At 63.7% G+C, this 17,699-nt stretch carries 16 protein-coding genes; 8 read left to right on the forward strand and 8 right to left on the reverse strand.

Translation table 11 applies throughout. The features are described from left to right. Positions 1-210: 210 nt before the first annotated feature. The 4 genes from dcm (at position 211) to B0G71_RS14830 (ending at position 4,229) form a co-directional block, all read left to right on the forward strand. Positions 211-1,491, forward strand: coding sequence for a DNA (cytosine-5-)-methyltransferase (dcm, locus tag B0G71_RS14815; protein WP_116142540.1), 1,281 nt, complete (start codon positions 211-213; stop codon positions 1,489-1,491). Positions 1,492-1,550: 59 nt separating this feature from the next. Continuing rightward, the gene (locus B0G71_RS14820) at positions 1,551-1,997 is read left to right on the forward strand and encodes a very short patch repair endonuclease (protein ID WP_116142541.1); all 447 of its coding nucleotides are present in this window, start codon (positions 1,551-1,553) and stop codon (positions 1,995-1,997) included. Positions 1,998-2,159: 162 nt separating this feature from the next. Continuing rightward, entirely contained in the window at positions 2,160-2,663 is a 504-nt protein-coding gene (locus B0G71_RS14825; RefSeq protein WP_116142542.1) for a YbhB/YbcL family Raf kinase inhibitor-like protein, read from the forward strand. 108 nt (positions 2,664-2,771) lie between these two features. Beyond that, positions 2,772-4,229 carry an MFS transporter gene (locus B0G71_RS14830; RefSeq protein ID WP_116142543.1) on the forward strand — a complete coding sequence of 486 codons (1,458 nt, stop codon included), beginning with the start codon at positions 2,772-2,774 and terminating at the stop codon, positions 4,227-4,229. 150 nt (positions 4,230-4,379) lie between these two features. Here B0G71_RS14830 and otsA read toward each other — a convergent pair whose 3' ends face one another. The 6 genes from otsA to B0G71_RS14860 form a co-directional block, all read right to left on the reverse strand. Next, positions 4,380-5,816 carry an alpha,alpha-trehalose-phosphate synthase (UDP-forming) gene (otsA, locus tag B0G71_RS14835; RefSeq protein ID WP_116119294.1) on the reverse strand — a complete coding sequence of 479 codons (1,437 nt, stop codon included), beginning with the start codon at positions 5,814-5,816 and terminating at the stop codon, positions 4,380-4,382. Positions 5,817-6,026: 210 nt separating this feature from the next. Beyond that, positions 6,027-6,239, reverse strand: a complete 213-nt coding sequence (locus tag B0G71_RS14840; RefSeq protein ID WP_116142544.1) for a hypothetical protein — start codon at positions 6,237-6,239, stop codon at positions 6,027-6,029. Between the two features lie 151 nt (positions 6,240-6,390). Continuing rightward, positions 6,391-6,666, reverse strand: a complete 276-nt coding sequence (locus tag B0G71_RS14845; RefSeq protein ID WP_116142545.1) for a hypothetical protein — start codon at positions 6,664-6,666, stop codon at positions 6,391-6,393. A 104-nt stretch (positions 6,667-6,770) separates the two neighbouring features. Next, a complete protein-coding gene (locus B0G71_RS14850) occupies positions 6,771-8,171 on the reverse strand; it encodes a sigma-54 dependent transcriptional regulator (protein ID WP_106280057.1) in 1,401 nt (466 codons plus the stop codon). 307 nt (positions 8,172-8,478) lie between these two features. Then, complete coding sequence (locus tag B0G71_RS14855; RefSeq protein ID WP_116142546.1) at positions 8,479-8,745, reverse strand: hypothetical protein; 267 nt, start codon at positions 8,743-8,745, stop codon at positions 8,479-8,481. A 46-nt stretch (positions 8,746-8,791) separates the two neighbouring features. Next, positions 8,792-9,109: a YqjD family protein gene (locus B0G71_RS14860; RefSeq protein ID WP_116142547.1), complete on the reverse strand. Its 318-nt coding sequence runs from the start codon at positions 9,107-9,109 to the stop codon at positions 8,792-8,794. Between the two features lie 372 nt (positions 9,110-9,481). Between B0G71_RS14860 and B0G71_RS14865 the strand changes: the two genes are divergently transcribed. From B0G71_RS14865 to B0G71_RS14875, 3 genes are all read left to right on the forward strand, one after another. Next, positions 9,482-10,540, forward strand: coding sequence for a sigma-54-dependent Fis family transcriptional regulator (locus B0G71_RS14865; protein ID WP_116142548.1), 1,059 nt, complete (start codon positions 9,482-9,484; stop codon positions 10,538-10,540). A 357-nt stretch (positions 10,541-10,897) separates the two neighbouring features. Then, on the forward strand, positions 10,898-11,476 hold the full coding sequence (locus tag B0G71_RS14870) for a hypothetical protein (protein ID WP_116142549.1): 579 nt from the start codon (positions 10,898-10,900) through the stop codon (positions 11,474-11,476). After that, a complete protein-coding gene (locus B0G71_RS14875) occupies positions 11,473-12,042 on the forward strand; it encodes a hypothetical protein (RefSeq protein ID WP_258875602.1) in 570 nt (189 codons plus the stop codon). Before B0G71_RS14870 ends, B0G71_RS14875 begins: the two co-directional genes overlap by 4 nt. Before the next feature lie 99 nt (positions 12,043-12,141). On the opposite strand, the gene B0G71_RS14880 is transcribed toward B0G71_RS14875, so the two are convergent. Next, on the reverse strand, positions 12,142-13,488 hold the full coding sequence (locus B0G71_RS14880; protein WP_106280048.1) for an AAA-associated domain-containing protein: 1,347 nt from the start codon (positions 13,486-13,488) through the stop codon (positions 12,142-12,144). A gap of 20 nt (positions 13,489-13,508) precedes the next feature. Continuing rightward, positions 13,509-15,260, reverse strand: a complete 1,752-nt coding sequence (locus B0G71_RS14885) for an ABC transporter permease subunit (RefSeq protein WP_116142550.1) — start codon at positions 15,258-15,260, stop codon at positions 13,509-13,511. Positions 15,261-15,969: 709 nt separating this feature from the next. On the opposite strand from B0G71_RS14885, the gene B0G71_RS14890 reads away from it, so the two are divergent. Beyond that, positions 15,970-17,661 carry a sensor domain-containing diguanylate cyclase gene (locus B0G71_RS14890; RefSeq protein ID WP_116142551.1) on the forward strand — a complete coding sequence of 564 codons (1,692 nt, stop codon included), beginning with the start codon at positions 15,970-15,972 and terminating at the stop codon, positions 17,659-17,661. Positions 17,662-17,699: the final 38 nt, after the last annotated feature.

Raw genomic sequence — 17,699 nt, forward strand, 5'->3', positions numbered from 1 at the left:
AACCATGTCGCGGCCTCAACACGTCGCAACGCGGGGAATTCGCGTCACGTTATAAGCGTACACGCGCAACTGTGACAGCCGCATTTAGCCGTGGACTCGCCTGTGCAGTGTTTCAAACGCGCGAAATTTTCTGCCCAAGCTACGCAAAAAATAGGGAAATGGGACGACCTTAGGTCATAATGTCCGCAAAAATTCCCAGCAAGGACACCCGTGACCGTCGCCGCACCGCTCGCACTGCTCAAGCAAGCGCGCGCCCGCTTCACTCAACGCGAAATCGCCGCGCATGTCGGCAAGGACATCAAGACGGTACGTCGCTGGGAAAAAGGCGAAACGCAGTGCCCGGCGATGCTTGAACCGGCCTTGCGCGATCTGCTGCGAAACCGCGTGCGAACCCGCGGCAGCGTGGGCGGCGACGCTCAGTTCCGCTTTATCGACCTGTTCGCCGGCATCGGCGGAATTCGCATGGGTTTCGAGGCGCATGGCGGCGACTGCGTCTTTACGAGCGAGTGGAACGACTTTTCTACCAGAACCTACCGCGAGAATTACCCCGGCGGCGCCGAGCATGCGCTGATCGGCGACATCGTCTCGTTTCCGGCTGAAGACGTGCCGAGCCACGACGTGTTGCTCGGCGGCTTCCCGTGCCAGCCGTTTTCGATCGCGGGTGTGAGCAAGAAGAATGCGCTGGGCCGGCCGCACGGCTTCGAATGCACGACCCAGGGCACGCTCTTTTTCGATGTCGCGCGCATCATCGCCGCCAAACGACCCGCCGCGTTCCTGTTGGAGAACGTGAAGAACCTGCTCTCGCACGACAAGGGCCGCACCTTCGACGTGATCCTGCGAACCTTGCGCGACGAACTCGGCTACGAAGTGCACTATCGCGTGGTCGACGGCCAGCATTTCACGCCGCAGCATCGGGAGCGGATCATCATCGTCGGCTTTCGCGGCAAGACTTCGTTTTCGTGGGACGACCTGCGCCTGCCGGAAGAAGGCCCGCGTCTCGGCTCGATTCTGCATCGCACGGATGGCAGCGAGCCGGTGCTGCCGTGGGACCACGACCGTTTCTTCGACCACGCCGGCCGACGCGTGCAACCCAAGTACACCCTCACGCCGAATCTCTGGACTTACCTGCAGAACTACGCGGAGAAACATCGTGCGGCGGGCAACGGCTTCGGCTTCGGCATGGCTTATCCGACCAGCGTGACGCGCACGCTGTCGGCGCGTTATCACAAGGACGGCTCCGAGATCCTGGTCTATCAGGGCGAGTCGCTGCGCCCGCGCCGTCTCACGCCGCGTGAATGCGCGCGGCTGATGGGCTTTCCCGATACCTTCAGAATCCCGGTGAGCGATACGCAAGCCTACCGGCAGTTCGGCAACAGCGTCGTGATGCCGGTAATGCGCGAAGTGGCGCGCATCATGCTGCCGCACGTGCAAGCCCTGCTCGCCGAGGACACTCGCCATGCTTCGAAGCAAACCCTCTCGCTCTACGCGTGAACGGTCAGTCGGTGTGAATAGCCGGCCCGCCGACCCGCTCTTCAAGCGCTAGAAGAGAGATGGTCGACATCGTCGATAGCGCCACCCGCAGCCGGATGATGTCCGGCATTCGCGGTCGCAACACCAAACCGGAAATTCTGATCCGCAGCCTGTTGCATCGACAGGGCTTTCGGTTCCGGCTGGATGCGCGCGATCTGCCCGGACGCCCGGACATCGTCTTACCGCGCTACCGCGCCGTGGTGTTGGTGCACGGCTGTTTCTGGCACGGCCACGACTGTCATCTTTTCAAATGGCCGCAAACGCGGCCGGAATTCTGGCGCGACAAGATCGGCCGCAATCGCAGCAACGACGACAAGGTTTGCGCGGCGCTGCTCGCCAGCGGCTGGCGCGTCGCGGTGATATGGGAATGCGCTTTGCGTGGCGCCAATCGCGATATCGAAGGTGTCTTGCAGCGGCTCGTCGAGTGGCTGAAGAGCGACGCGCCGAGTTTCGAGGAACGCGGCTGAAAGCCGCTTGTAGTCCGCCCGGCCCGCACGAATCTTCAGGCCGCTGGTGATACACTCGATTGGCTAACTCGGGGTACTTCCGCACGGCGCCCTGCCCTGCAAACCGGCCGCAAGACCGCACGCCCCGACCATCCCAGAACCACTCAAGAAGGGAGGCACACCATGGCAGATTTCCGTCTCTGGTCCGACGAATTTCCCACCAACGGCTTCATGCCGAAAGCCCACGAATATCACGACAAGGCCTTCGGCGTGGACGGCGAGAACATCTCGCCTGCGTTGCATTGGGAGGCGCCGCCCCCCGACACGCAAAGCTTCGCGCTCACCGTTCACGATCCCGACGCACCCACCGGCAGCGGGTTCTGGCACTGGGTCGTGGTGAATATTCCGGGCGACGCCCGTTCGCTGCCGCGCAACGCCGGCAAGGCGGACGGCTCGCTGCTGCCGCAAGGCGCGCTGCAGGTGCGCAACGACTACGGCACGGTCGGCTTCGGCGGCGCCGCGCCGCCGCGTGGCGACAAGGCGCATCGCTACATCTTCCGTCTGCACGCGCTGCGGGTGCCGAATCTGCCGATCAACGCGGACACCACCAACGCGGTGGCGCGCTTCATGACGCATCTGAACGAACTCGACTCGACCACTCACACCGGCCTGTACGAACTCAAATAACGCGGAAGACGCGCCGGCCGGCGCGCTCAGGCGGCGCCGGCCGGCTCCTCGACGACGGCACGCGGCGCGCGCGAGCGGCGGACCGCCCCACTACAACTCGAACAATCGATGCACGCACAACCACCGCGCAAGGACAGCACCGACGGCACCATCGCCGCCGAAGCGGCCGACACCCTCGCCCCCGACACATCGCTGCGCAAAGACACCGAACAAGGTTTGCCGATTCCGCAGCGCTACTGGGCGATGCTGGTTATCGCGCTCTCCCTCACACTCGCGGTGCTCGACAGCGCGATTGCCAACGTGGCGCTGCCGACTATCGCGCGCAACCTGCACGCCAGCGCGGCCGGCTCGATCTGGGTCGTCAATGCCTATCAGCTCGCGATCACCATCTCGCTGTTGCCGCTCGCCTCGCTCGGCGACCGCATCGGCTACCGGCGCATTTATCTGGCCGGGCTGATCCTGTTCACGGTGGCGTCATTCGGTTGCGCGTTGTCGACTTCGCTGCCGACTCTCGCGCTCGCTCGCGTGATTCAGGGGTTCGGCGCAGCAGGCATCATGAGCGTGAATACGGCGCTGGTGCGCATGATCTATCCGCCCGCGCAGCTCGGACGTGGCGTCTCCATCAACGCGATGGTGGTCGCGGTGTCGTCGGCGGTGGGACCGACCGTGGCGTCCGGCGTGCTCGCGGTCGCCTCATGGCCGTGGCTGTTCGCCATCAACGTGCCGATCGGCATCGCGGCGATCGTCGGCGGCTTCAAGGCGCTGCCGATGAACCCCGGCCACGAATCGCCGTACGACTATTTGAGCGCGGTGATGAACGCGTTCGTCTTCGGCCTGCTGATCTTCGCCGTCGACGGACTCGGCCACGGCGAGGGATTCGGCTACGTCGCGCTGGAAGCGCTCGGCGCGCTGGTGATCGGCTATTTCTTCGTGCGCCGTCAGTTGACGCAGCCCGCGCCCTTGCTGCCTATCGATTTGCTCAGGATTCCCATCTTCGCGCTCTCGATCGGCACGTCGGTCTGTTCGTTCTGCGCGCAGATGCTCGCCTTCGTGTCGCTGCCGTTCATGCTGCAGGACTCGCTGGGTTTGTCGCAGGTGGAAACCGGTCTGCTCATGACGCCGTGGCCTGCCGTGATCATCATCGCGGCGCCGATTGCGGGCGTACTGTCGGACAAGGTGTCGTCGGGATGGCTAGGCGGCGTCGGACTTGCCGCGATGACCGCCGGGTTGCTGCTGCTCGCCACACTCGGCGCGCATCCGGACGCCATGCAAATCGCCTGGCGCATGGCCTTGTGCGGCGCCGGCTTCGGCATCTTCCAGTCGCCGAACAATCGCACCATGCTGTCCGCCGCGCCGCGCGAGCGCAGCGGCGGCGCGAGCGGCATGCTCGGCACCGCGCGCCTGACCGGCCAGACGCTCGGCGCGGCACTGGTCGCGCTGATCTTCGGCATCGCGCCACAGCATGGACCGACCATTGCGCTCTACGTGGCCGCGTGTTTTTCGGCGGTCGCCGCAGTGATCAGCACGATGCGCGTCATGCATCGTGCCAATGTCCAACCGGCCTGACTGAGACCAGCGCAAGGGATTTTCTCAGCCGCACGAACGCAAAAAGGGCGCGGCTCACGTTGTGCGAGCCACGCCCTGCGCTCCTACTTTCACACCGTCAATCAGATGACGTGACCAGCACGCGCGGCTCTAACGCTAGCCGCGCGACCGTTACTCCGGCAACGACGACGCGGTCACGTCAGCGCGCTTTACCGCTTTGGCCGCCACCGACGATGCCGTCGCGACGTTGCGCAAATCCGCGAGGAAGGTGTCGCGCCACACCGACAGATTATTCTCGCGCATTGGCGCCATCATGTCGGCATGACGTGCCTGACGCTCGGCGAGCGGCATGGAGAGCGCGCGTTCCAACGCCTCGGCCATTTGCGACAGATCGAACGGATTGACGACGAGTGCGCCAGGCAACTGCTCGGCCGCGCCGGCAAACTGCGACAGTACCAATACGCCCGGGTCAGCCGGATCCTGTGACGCCACGTACTCCTTTGCGACGAGATTCATACCGTCGCGCAGCGGCGTTACATAGCCGACCTGGGACTGGCGGAAAAGCGCCATCAAAAGATTGCGTTCGTATTTGCGGTTCAGGTACTGGATTGGCGTCCAGTCGAGTTGCGCAAAGCGACCGTTGATGCGGCCCGCTTCGCCCTCGAGCGTCTGACGAATCCGCTGGTAGGTCGTCACGTCGGCGCGCGTTGGCGGCGCGATCTGCACGAGCGACACGCGACCGTGCCAACCCGGCGCGTTCAGCAACAACCGCTCGAACGCCTGGAAGCGCTCCACCAGACCCTTCGAATAATCGAGGCGGTCGACGCTCATGATCAGCTTGCGTCCGCGCATGCCGTCGCGCAGGCTGCGCACCGGCTTACGGTCGGTGAACTGCTCGGCGGCCTTCGCGATCGCGTCCGGATAGATCCCGATCGGATACGCGCCCACCTTCAGGAAGCGGTTATACGCGTGCACCATGCCGTCCTCGCTCGAGGTGCCATGCTGGCCGCGCTCGATAAAGTCGACGAACGACTGGCGATCCGCATCGGTCTGGAAGCCGATCACGTCGTAGCTGCACATGGCCTTGACCAGTTCTTCGTGCGGCGGAATCGTGCGCAGCACTTCCGGCACCGGAAACGGAATATGCAGGAAGAAGCCGATTGGATTCTTCACGCCGAGTTCGCGCAGGCAGCGCGCGAACGGCAGCAGATGATAATCGTGAACCCAGATGATGTCGTCGGGCTTGAGCAGTGCCTTGAGCTGCTTGGCGAGCGTCGCGTTGACGCGTTGATAGCCTGCGTATTCCTGCCGGTCGTAGCGCGACAGGTCATTGCGATAGTGGAACGTCGGCCACAGCGTCGCATTGGAAAAACCGCGGTAATACTGGTCGTAGTCGCGCTTGGTCAGGCCCACCGTTGCGTACGTCACATTGCCTTGTTTTTCTATCACCGGAGCGCTGGGCTCACTCACCGTCTCGCCGCTCCAGCCGAACCAGACCCCGCCGCTTTCCTTCAGCGCGTCCAGCACGCCGATCGCGAGACCGCCCGCTGCGGGACGGCCTTCCTGGGTCGGCGCGACACGATTCGATACCACGATCAGTCTGCTCATTGGTGCTCCACCTAGTTCAGTTGTTTCGTTGCATACGGATATGTGTCGAAAAGGTGCATGCAAGTCGCGTGCCGTTTTTAACAATCGTAGAAATAAAAATGTATGCAAATGTGACGGACGAGCAAAAACACGCGACGCCGCCCGGCCGCGAAGAAATTTGTTCTGCTTTGTATGACGAAACCGAAACGCTCTTACCGGCCGTCAGTCGGCTCAGGCGTCCTGCTCCGAGCCGAGGTCGCGCTGATACTCCAGCCCTTCCTGACGCACGCCGCCCTGGTTGTGCTCGCCGTCTGGCGGCGCATCGGGCGCGACGCGGTTCTGTCCTGCCGGATCGTGCAATTCCGGCGGACTATCCTTGCTGCCGCCCGGCCGGGAGTCGCGCTTCGAATGGCGCGCTGAACGTCGCAATGCTGGATGTCTCATGATCCATGCCTCCACGGGAAGCCCGCCGCCAGATCGGCGGCACCAATACAGTCTAGGGGTCGCGAGGGTAAATTGCCGGTAAAAGATGCGCCGGCTTTGTAACAAATACATAAATTCGGCGCGCCGTACTGCGGCGCAACCGAAGAACGTGTCAGAGTTGCATACGTGGCGGCTGCGAAGGCTGACGCTGGCCGGCTTGTGGCGTTTGCGTCGGCTGCGGCGGCGGATCGCCGATCGGCGGAGCGACAGGCTCGATCGGTTCGATCGGTTGCGGACTCGGATCGGGACTGGGACCTGGAACCGGAATGGTGTCGGGTTCGCCCGGACTCGGCGGCGCAATCGGAGGCGGCGACGGCGGCTCGATCGGCTCGGGACGATGAGCCTGAATCGGCAGGGGAAGCGCGGGGGCGGCAGCGTAGTCCGGCATATTGTTTATCCTCGTTTGCGTTTCACTGGTTCGCAGCAAGGCTTGTGCCGTTACGGTTGCGCCCCCGGCTGGCTGCGCCGGGTGTGCCAGCAGCGCTGGCCGCGTTAAGCGTCCGCGCCGCCCAGTGCGCGCGACTCGTCGGCGGCGTCGCCGTCCTCACGTGCGTCGTTGCCGTATTCGACGAGGCGGTTATACAGCGTCTTCAAGCTGATGCCGAGAATCTCGGCGGCTCGCGTCTTCACGCCGCCGCACTGCTCAAGCGTGGCCAGGATCAGTTGACGATCCGCTTCGGCGAGCGACGTGCCGAATGGAATCGTGATCGCCGTACCGGCCGCGGGCTTCGACAGCGTGATCTGCAGCGGCACCGTTGCCGTGCTGTCCGAATCCGTACCGGACATGATGTGCGCGCGCTGCACGTAGTTCTTCAATTCGCGCACATTGCCCGGCCACGGATAGGACATCAGCATGTCCTTCACGGCTGCGGGGAAATGCTTCTTCGTGCTGTGGCGTTCGTTGAGTTCGTCGAGGAAAGCCTGGGCCAGCAGCTCCACGTCCTTGCCCCGCTCGCGCAACGGCGGCAGGCTGATCGGAAACACGTTCAACCGGTGGTACAAGTCGAGCCGCAGCTTGCCTTCCAGCACGGCCTGCTCGGGATCGCGGTTGGTCGCCGCAATCAGGCGCACGTCCGTTTCGATTTCCTTGGTCGTGCCGACCCGCATGAACATGCCGGTTTCCAGCACGCGCAACAACTTCACCTGCAACTCGATCGGCATCTCGGTGATTTCGTCGAGGAACAGCGTGCCGCCGTTCGCGCGCTCGAAATAGCCCTTGTGCTGACGATCCGCGCCGGTGAACGAGCCGCGCTCGTGGCCGAACATTTCCGATTCGATCAGGTTCGGCGAAATCGCGCCGCAGTTAACCGCAAGGAACGCGTGCTTGCGACGCAAGCTGAGCTGGTGCAGCGTCTGCGCGGCGACTTCCTTGCCGGTGCCCGACTCGCCCACCAGCATGACCGAGGCCGCCGTCGGCGCGACGCGGCCGATCTGGTCGTACACCTCCTGCATGGCCGGCGAATTGCCGAGCATCAGGCCGAAGCGGCCCATGCGGCGCAGTTCCCCGCGCAACGTGCCGATTTCCGCCTTCAGGTCGCCGGCGCGCGGCAAGCGCGAAAGAATCGCCTTGACGCGCTGCATGTTGATCGGCTTGACCAGATAATCGGTCGCGCCCATCTTTAGCGCGTTGACGGCCGACTCCACCGTGGCATGGCCGGTAATCACGATCACTTCCACGCCGGAGCGCGGATCCAGATCTTCGAACAGGTCGACCCCGCTGCCGTCCGGCAGCTTCAGGTCCGTAAAAACGACGTCCGGCATCTGCCGGACCAGTTGAATGCGCGCTTCGCGCAAATCGCCCGCGGTGGCGGTGGTCAGGCCGTCTTCCCCGATGATGGCGGAAAGTGCCTCGCGGGTACCGGCATCGTCATCGACAATCAGTACATGTGGCATCGCGTCTCGAAAGCCTGCAAGCGTGGGTGTGGGAAAACATGCAAAGGCGCATGTTGAAATGCGTGCCGCCGACCTGTCGCCTGGCCGTTGCCGCGGGCGCTAATGTGAGCACCCACCAACTCCAACCCAACGTGCCAAGCCGGACGACTTGATTCAATCTTGCAACAATATGAGGGCAAACCCGCCTGCCCAAACCGTCATTGTTGTTTATTTACCTATTATACGGCTTTACGGAGACAAATTAGCAATGCATACCGGGCGCCGCCCGTCCTTGCGGCGAGCCGGCGATGCAGTGCGGACAAGTGGCTCAACTACGCGGGAACGGCCAAGGGCCGCCGTTGCCGTTCGGGTAAGCGGAGCCGTTGGCGCCATGCGCGCTCGGGCTTGCGCTACCCGCCGTAGTTGCCTGATTGGCGGTCGGCGCCGCGACCGTACCGCCCTCGTTTTCCCAACGATTCAACTCGCGCCCCACCGGGACTTGCGCGGCGCGGTTGCGCTGCTGCACGTAGCGCACTGCCAGAAAGCCGCCGAGCGCCATCAGTGCGCCGAAGATGCCGATCTTGGGTCGTGCCATCGTGAACTCCTTGTCGTCATGAAGCGGATTAAAACTGGGAAGCGCCTTAGCGCGCGGTGAGCACGCCGAGTACAAAGCCGACGCCCGCGGCAATGCCGATCGAACGCCACGGGTTGTGCCGCACGTAGCGTTCGGTATTGATGGTGGCGGCTCGATAACGCCGTTGCGCATTCTGCTGTGCGTCGCCAAGCGCCGATTGCAGCGTCTCGACATGCGTGCCGAGTTTGTCGCGCAACACGCCGACGCCTTCGCCCGGCACATTGGCGGCAAGGCGCAGCATTTCTTCCGAGTCCTTCAGCAGCACTCGCAGATCCTCGACAATCTTCTGGCCGCCGAGTGCAAGCTGTTGCGTGGTGTCAGTCATCATTCACTCCTGGTCTGAGTTCAGCGTTGCGTGTGCGTTCCGGCGAGTGCGCATAACGCTGCAAATTGGCGAATGCCGATCGCCGCCGTAGCGCAACATATGCCATGCGATCGCATGAAAAAGCACACGCGTGTCGGATCGGTCTCGCAAACGCCGTGCCCGGTAAGTTCGCCTTGCTCGTAGCAAGCAAACCCCAAGTCGGGCACTTTCGACCGATCGGACGTCCATGCAGTTTTCCAACCCTCAGATCGTTTGCCGAAAACGGTGCCAAAGTGGTTAAATCAATGTTTGAGAGATAGCGGCCTCGCTGGTTAATCTCGTTCCAGGCCTGCGCGCCGTAACAACACATTCATTTGCACAGGACCCCCGTTTATGGCGTCAATCGACCTCGCCTCGCCCACCGTCACCGGCGGAGGCAATGCTTCGGCAATGGCGAAGCAGCGCGTCGCGGACGGCATCGTGGGACTCAAATCGTACGGCTTGCTGTATGGCTCGTCGCCGGTGATGCTGGATCTATACCAGCAGATCGAGCGCGTCGCGGGCACTGACGCGACCGCGTTGATCATCGGCGAATCGGGCACCGGCAAGGAGCTGATCGCCCGCACGATTCACGATCAAAGCAACCGCAAGGATGCACCGTTCGTCGCGGTGAATTGCGGCGCGATTCCCGACGAACTCATCGAGGCCGAACTGTTCGGCCACGAGAAAGGCAGCTTCACGGGCGCCGTCCAGGGCCGCGTCGGCTACTTTGAACACGCGAACGGCGGCACGCTGTTCCTCGACGAAATTACCGAGATGGCGCCGGTCCGTCAGGTCAAGCTGCTGCGCGCGCTGGAAACCGGCACCTTCTATCGGGTCGGCGGCAATGACCTGATCAGCGGCAACGTGCGCGTGATCGCCGCGACCAATCGCGACCCCGCGGTGGCCGTCAAGGAAAACGGTCTGCGTGAAGACCTCATGTACCGGCTCGCGGTATTTCCGCTGCGCGCGCCGCCGCTGCGCGAGCGCGAGAACGACCGCGAACTGCTCGCGCAACACTTCCTCGCGCTGCTGAATCAGCAGGAAGGCACGAGCAAAAGTTTCAGCAAGCGCTCGATTGAAACGCTGCGCACCTGGTCATGGCCGGGCAACGTGCGCGAGTTGAAGAACGCGGTCTATCGCGCATTCATTCTTGCGGAAAAGATCGTGGAGTTGCCGCACCCGCATCTCGCGTCGCGCGTGAAAAAGCCGACGACGCAGGGCGACGCGATGAGCGTATGGATCGGCACGCCGCTCGCCGACGCGCAAAAGCAGATCATTCTCGGCACGCTCAAATATTGCGGCGGCGACAAACGGCGCGCGGCCAAAGCGCTCGGCGTGAGTCTTAAAACCTTGTACAACCGCTTGAGCGCTTACGGCGACGAAAGCGCCGAAGAAGACCCCGACCAATAAACTTATGCCGCAGCACTCATGGAGTGAAGCGGCGTGAGTGCGTGCCTCGCGTGCCGGATTGATTGGCTGCGCGCGGACTTCAACGGCTGGCCAACCGCTGCCAGAAAGCGCGCTTCGTGCGCCTTGAAAAGCAAGTCAAATCCGTTCGCACCGCCAATCAAAATGGGGCCTGCCCAAACAGAAACCCTTTTGTCTCGCACCATCTTTTGCAATTGCTTGCATTTTCCCTCTGCCAATTACAAATAGCATCCTGCAAAATGCGGCACACGCATTGCTAGGTGGGGAACGCGTGTTGCTCGTTCGCGCAGCTGTTATCGAGCGCGGACGAAAGGCACTTGCAGGAGCAGAGACAGGGAAATGCAAAAAAGTGTGGTGTGGGCCGAATGGGCAAAAAGAACAGCCGGGCGCGGACGTCCCAATGCAACGGCGCTCGTCGCTCTAGCCGTGGTGATCTCGTCGGCGCTGAGCGGCTGTAGCTCGCTCTATTCGGAAGGCGCGACCGCCGGCGCCGGTATCGCAGGCGCCGCGCTCGCGGCGAAAGTCACCAGCAACGCGGCCGTCGCGACCGGCATCGGTCTCGGCGCAGTGGCCGCGGCGCGTGCGGGTGTCCAGTACTCGGAACGCGTGGTTCACAAGAATACCCAGGACGGCATCGCCAAAATCGCCGGGCCGCTCGACGTCGGCGCAATCGCCCCGTGGAGTGTGACCCATTCGATGCCGATCGAAGACGACGAGCACGGCCGCGTTACTGTCAGCCGCACGATCAGCGCGGGCGCGCTCGACTGCAAGGAAATCGTCTTCTCGGTCGATCAGACGGCCACCAAGAACGTGCCGGCAAGCAGCGCGTTTTACGTCGCTTCGATTTGCCGCGACGGCGACAACTGGAAATGGGCGTCGGCCGAACCCGCTACCGAACGTTGGGGCGCGTTGCAATGACGGCGCGTTCGCAAACGGCTGCCTTCACAGCGCGCCGCCCGCGCCTCGCCGCCTGGTCCGGCAGCCGGCTGCGGCTGGTGCTGGCCGGCGCGCTGTGCGTCGGCGCAAGTGTGCTGACGAGCGGCTGCTCGTCGGTCGGCGCGGCAAGCGGCGCGGCGGCGGGCGTCGCGTCCGGGCTGGTGACATCCAATCCGGCCATCGCCATCGGTGTCGGCATTGCCGTGCAGGCTGCAACCGACGAGGCCGTCGGCCACTACATGCGCGTCATGCACACCGATCAGCAGAACATGATCGCCGCGTTGGCGGGTGCCATGCCGGTCGGTGAGACAAGGCCGTGGGCGGTCAAGCACACGTTGCCGATCGAGAATGGCCACGGCCAGGTGCGCGTGACGCGCGCGTTCGGTTCGGCCCTCGCGCTCTGCAAGGAATTCGTCTTCTCGGTACAGGACGGCGACGGACCGAGCGCGCATGAGGACTGGTATACGGCGAGCGCGTGTCAGCAGGAAAAGGGCTGGAAGTGGGCGTCCGCGGAACCGGCCGTCACGCGCTGGGGCAGTCTGCAATAACCGCACGGCAATGAAAAAACGGCAGGGTCGCCCCTGCCGTTTTTGCTTCGAACCGGCCTCACGCGTCTTGATCGACTCAAACGCGCAACGCGGACGCGCTCAAGACTCCACGTCTTCCAGACTGAAGATTTCGGTCTGGTCGTTGTACGAGAAGATCTCGCCATAACGGCCCCAGTTGATGACCGCGTCGAGCGTCTCTTCCGCGGCGCTGTCCGACAGAAAATCCTCCAGCTCCTGCTCGAAGCGCACGCGCGGCGCGCGATGCCCCGGCCGTTCGTTGAGCACCGTCTTGATTCGCGCGGCGAGCGGCACGTGACGCAGCAGATGTTCGGCGAACATCATCTTGCGTTCCTGAGTGCCGAACTCGGAGAACACGCGCGCCGGCGGTGTCAGGAAAATGTCGCCTTCGCGGATATCCGCGAAACCGAGATGCTGTAGCACTTCAGCGACCGGGAACAGATCGTCGACCTCGAGGTGCAGCGAGCGCGCGATTTCCGGCATGTCGGCGCGGCCGTGGTACGGCGCGGCGGCCAGCGTTTCGATCAGACCGGCCATCAGGTTGGTCGACACATGCGGCAGCCAGCTGTGCAGCTCGAGCCCCTTCCGGGTCTTTTCGTCGGTCTGACGCGCGGTCATCTTCGCGTAGATGTCGTCCACCAGCTTGCGGAACGCCGGATCGAGACGGTTGCGCGGATGCTTGAACGGCACCTTGATCTCGGCGATCACGCGGCCCGGATTCGACGACAACACCAGAATGCGGTCGCACATGAACACCGCCTCCTCGATGTTGTGCGTGACGATCAGCACGGCCTTGATCGGCATGCGGCCTTGCGTCCACAGATCGAGCAGGTCGGTACGCAGCGTTTCGGCGGTCAGCACGTCGAGCGCGGAAAACGGCTCGTCCATCAGCAGCAGCGTGGGATCGACCACCAGTGCGCGGGCAAAACCGACGCGCTGGCGCATGCCGCCCGACAGCTCGCGCGGATAGGCGTTTTCGAAACCGTCCAGACCGATCAGGTCGATCGCCGCCAGCGCGCGCGTACGCCGTTCGCTCGCGCCGACGCCTTGCGCTTCGAGACCCGCTTCCACGTTTTGCAGCACGGTCAGCCAGGGGAACAGCGCGAACGTCTGGAACACCATCGCGACACCCTTGGCGGGGCCGTCGAGCGGCTTGCCCATATAGGTGACTTCGCCGTCGGTCGGCTCGATCAGACCGGCGATGATGCGCAACAGCGTCGACTTGCCCGACCCCGAACGGCCCAGCAATCCCACGATCTCGCCTTCGCGCAGCGACAGGTTTGCGTCGTCGAGGACGAGCAGTTCGCCCTGCGACTTGTTGAACCCGCGGCACACGTCCTTGACGCGCAGGATCTCTTCGCCAAGGCGCGGCGGCTTCGGCGGAATCTGGATCGGCGCGGCGGTCATAGCAGCTTTAGGATTTTGCATCGCGTTTTGCCTTTATTTCTTCAATCGAGCCGGAGCTTGGCTTCGGCGTAGGCGTACATCGGACGCCACAGCAGGCGGTTGAACAGAGTCACGAACAGGGACATCACGGCGATACCCACGATGATCTTCGGATAATCGCCCGCGGCGGTGGACTGCGCGATATAGGCGCCGAGTCCGTGCGCGGCCACCTTGGTGTCGCCCCACTGCACGAATTCCGCAACGATGCTCGCATTCCACGCGCCGCCCGACGCAGTGATCGCGCCCGTGACGTAGTACGGGAAAATGCCCGGCAGAATCGCCTGGCGCCACCACTGCCAGCCGCGAATGTGGAAGTTCTTGGCCGCCTCGCGATAGTCGTTCGGATACGAGGTCGCGCCGGCAATCACGTTGAACAGGATATACCACTGGGTGCCGAGCACGATCAGCGGCGACAACCAGATATCCGGGTTCAGATGGAAGCGCACGATCGCGATCACGAACACCGGGAACAGCAGATTGGCCGGGAACGCGGCGAGGAACTGCGCGAGCGGCTGGATCTTCTCGGCAAGCGCCGGGCGCAAACCGATCAGCACACCCACCGGCACCCAGATCACGGAGGCGATCGCGATCAGCACCACCACCCGCAGCAGCGTGATCAGCCCGAGCACGAACACGTGCCAGACTTCGTCCAGCGACACGCCGGTGCGCACATAGATCACGACGCGATACACCACGTAGACGGTCGTGAGCAGCACCAGCGCTGCCCACACGATATCGCCGACGCGCGAACTCTTCTGCATCTGCGGAATCTGGAAGCGCGGCCCCTGGAACGCCGGCAGCCGGAACGGCACGCGCGCGGCCTTGGCAAACATCCAGCCGAGCGGCACCAGCAAGCGGTGGATCAGGCGGGTGCGGCGAATCAGATCGAGCAGCCACGATTCCGGCGCGTCGCCCGAACTGGTGTTTTCCATGCGGAACTTGTCGGCCCACGCGACGAGCGGGCGGAACAGCAACTGGTCGTAGGCGAGAATCACGACCGTCATGGCGAGGATCACCCAGCCGATCGCGTGCAGGTTCTTGTCCGAGATCGCCTGCGCGAGGTAGGCGCCGATGCCCGGCAGGATGATCGTTCTGTTGCCGACCGTGATCGCCTCGGAGGCGACCACGAAGAACCAGCCGCCGGACATCGACATCATCATGTTCCAGATGAGGCCCGGCATCGAGAACGGGACTTCCAGCTTCCAGAAGCGCTGCCATGAAGTCAGGTGAAAGCCGCGCGAGACTTCGTCCAGATCGCGCGGCACCGTGCGCAGCGACTGATAGAAGCTGAACGTCATGTTCCACGCCTGGCTCGTGAAGATCGCGAAGATCGCCGCGAGTTCGGCGCCGAGCACGCGGCCTGGAAACATCGCCAGGAAAAAGGTGACCGTAAACGAAATGTAGCCCAGCACCGGCACCGACTGCAGGATGTCGAGAATCGGCACCAGCACGAGGCCGGCGCGGCGGCTCTTGGCGGCCAGCGTGCCATACGCCAGCGTGAAGATCAGCGAGGCGACCATGGCGGCGAGCATGCGCAGCGTGGTGCGCATCGCATATTCAGGCAGGTTCGCCGGATCGAGCGAGATGGCTTGAGTCTTGAGCGTCGACATGGGCGCCAAGGTCTCGTGAAAGCCGATCGCCGCCATGGCGATCACACAGATGATCAGCGGGAAGGCGACGAAGTCCCAGCGATTGGGCAGCACCCGCCATGCCGATGCATTGGCGGTGCGCTTCAGATTGAAGCTGAAGTCCATCAGAGACCCTCCCCGACGAACCAGGCGTTCAAGCCTAGCAAGGAGGACGCGGCTTCGGCGCGGCAATCTGAAGGACGGTCCGGAAAGCGGAAATCAGGCATGGCAAAACGCGTAAGCGCGGTAAATCGTTAGCGTTGGAGACACGTGAACCGGTGACGAATGTGTCGTGGACGAACCGCCCAGGACCTCAGCCGTCAAGCCAGACTCCTGTCGCCGCAGGCGCCGCCCGTAAGGGCTGGCGAGCTTTCCTTGTTTTGGACGGCACGACACTACACCATCCTATGTTTCAGGCACAACCTTTCGCGGCAAATAGCGATAAATAGCGGAGAACCTGCTTTCACCGCCCTTTAAGTCAGCATGCGCCGACCCTGCTGCCGATCTTTTATCGTGGCGCACCGGCCACATCGTCGACCCTCGCGGCGCTGCCTCGATGGCCTGGAACTCACCGGACAAACCCGAACAACCGTCAAGAATCCGGCCGGGCTGCCGTTAAGAACCCGATGGACGCGGTGGACGCACTTCGCATTCCCGCAATAACGGTGGCGTCTGGCCCCATGACGGTTAAAATCAGAAGACGACGCCTGTTATCGGTTTATCCCGGGCCACAGCGACGGCGTATTGCCGACCGCTTCCACAGCGGTGAAACTGCGCGAGCGCGCTGCCACGAATGAGCTAGTTGCATGCCACAGCCAGACGGATCAGAGGGTCGATGAACAGGACAACCTTGCGCCAGGCAGCCGGACCGGTCAGCTTCATGCTGATCGTCCTGGTTTGCTGGTTCGTGGCCGGCATGGTTGCGGACCGGATGGTACAGCAAGAGCTGGACGCAGCCCTGCGTGCGCAGCGGCAGATGTCCACCTCGGTCGTGGACAACATGGCGGAGGTGATCGCCAGCGACCTTGCGATGTCTCGCGCCATCCCCGCCACCATGGCCGAAATGGACGTGGTCCAGCGCGCTCTGGTGCAATCCCAGAATTATGCCGTGAAGAGTGGAGTGACGGAACCCGTCCTGCGCGCCGCCTTGCTCAAAGACGCGCAGATGAACGCCGTGAGCAACTTCCTGCACGACGCGCAAGGCTTCTCGGGGCTCGACCAGATCTGGCTCGTCAACGCCAACGGAGTCTGCGTCGCCTCGAGCAACTCCATCGACAATCCGCTCGCGGCCGAGCGCTCTTTCGTCGGCACCGACATGCGGGTGCGCGGCTATCTGACGAACGCGCTGCTCGGCGCATTCTCCGAAGCCTATGGCGTCGGCCGCTCGAGCGGCGAGCCCGGCATCTTCATTGCCGCGCCCGCATACGCGGACGGCCTGCTGGTCGGCGTGGTCGTCGCGAAGGTCGGCATCGCGCGGCTGCGCCACTGGGTCGCGCACGCCGGCACCTTCGTCGCCGACGACAACGGCGTCATTATCATGGCGCACAACAGCGAGCTCGAAGGCCGCGCACTGCCGAACTCGCGCGTCACGCACATGACGCCGGCCGAGCGCAAGACCACGTATCTGCGCGACACGATTCCCGACATCCAGATCAGCGTGGACTCGCAAGTACGCGAACAGGCGCCGTGGGTGCCGTCCGCCGTGGCCGCGCAATTATTCGGCCTGTCCGAGCGACCCATGCCGTCGCTCTATCAGACGCGCGGCGGTCTGAACTCGGGACTGTCGGCACATCTGGTCGATCCGCTCGTGGCCTGGCCGGAACTGCTGCGCAATCACAAGCGCGATCATTTGCTGGTGTTTCTGACGCTGGCCGGCACGGTCGCGCTGGCGTGGGTGATCACGGTGTCGTATGTGCGCGAGCGGCGCCACCATCGCGCCACGCGCGACCTCGCTGAACAATTGCAATCCGCCAACACGCTGCTGTCGGCCGAGGCGCGCCACGACGCGCTGACCGGCGCGCTGTCGCGGCGCTACTTTCTCGACCTGCTGCGCCACGAGATCGAACGCGCGCATGCGGGCAACGAACCGTTGTGCATGGCGATCGCCGACCTCGACCACTTCAAGCAGATCAACGACCGCTTCGGCCATGCCGCCGGCGACCGCGCGCTCGAACATTTCGTCGATACCTGCCGCGCCGAACTGCGCGGCGCCGACGCGATCGGCCGCCTGGGCGGCGAGGAGTTCGGTCTGCTGCTGCCGGCCACGGACCTGGCCGGCGGCCACGAAGTCGTCGAACGCTTGCGGCTGCGCCTGAAAGCGATACCTTCGCCGAAGTTGCCGCCTTCGGTGGGCTTGAGCGTGAGTATCGGCATCACCGAACTCTCGCTCGACGATCTGCCCGAGCGGATCATGAGCCGCGCCGACATGGCGCTTTACGCGGCGAAATCGGGCGGCCGCGACCGCACCGAGGCCCTGCCGCCCGACGACACCGCGCCGCCTACCCGCACAATGGCCAACGTCTGGTGATGCGTCCGGCAAAGGCCGGACACCGGCGTCTCAATCAG

The sequence above is a fragment of the Paraburkholderia sp. BL27I4N3 genome (assembly GCF_003386115.1).
Classification (GTDB): domain Bacteria; phylum Pseudomonadota; class Gammaproteobacteria; order Burkholderiales; family Burkholderiaceae; genus Paraburkholderia.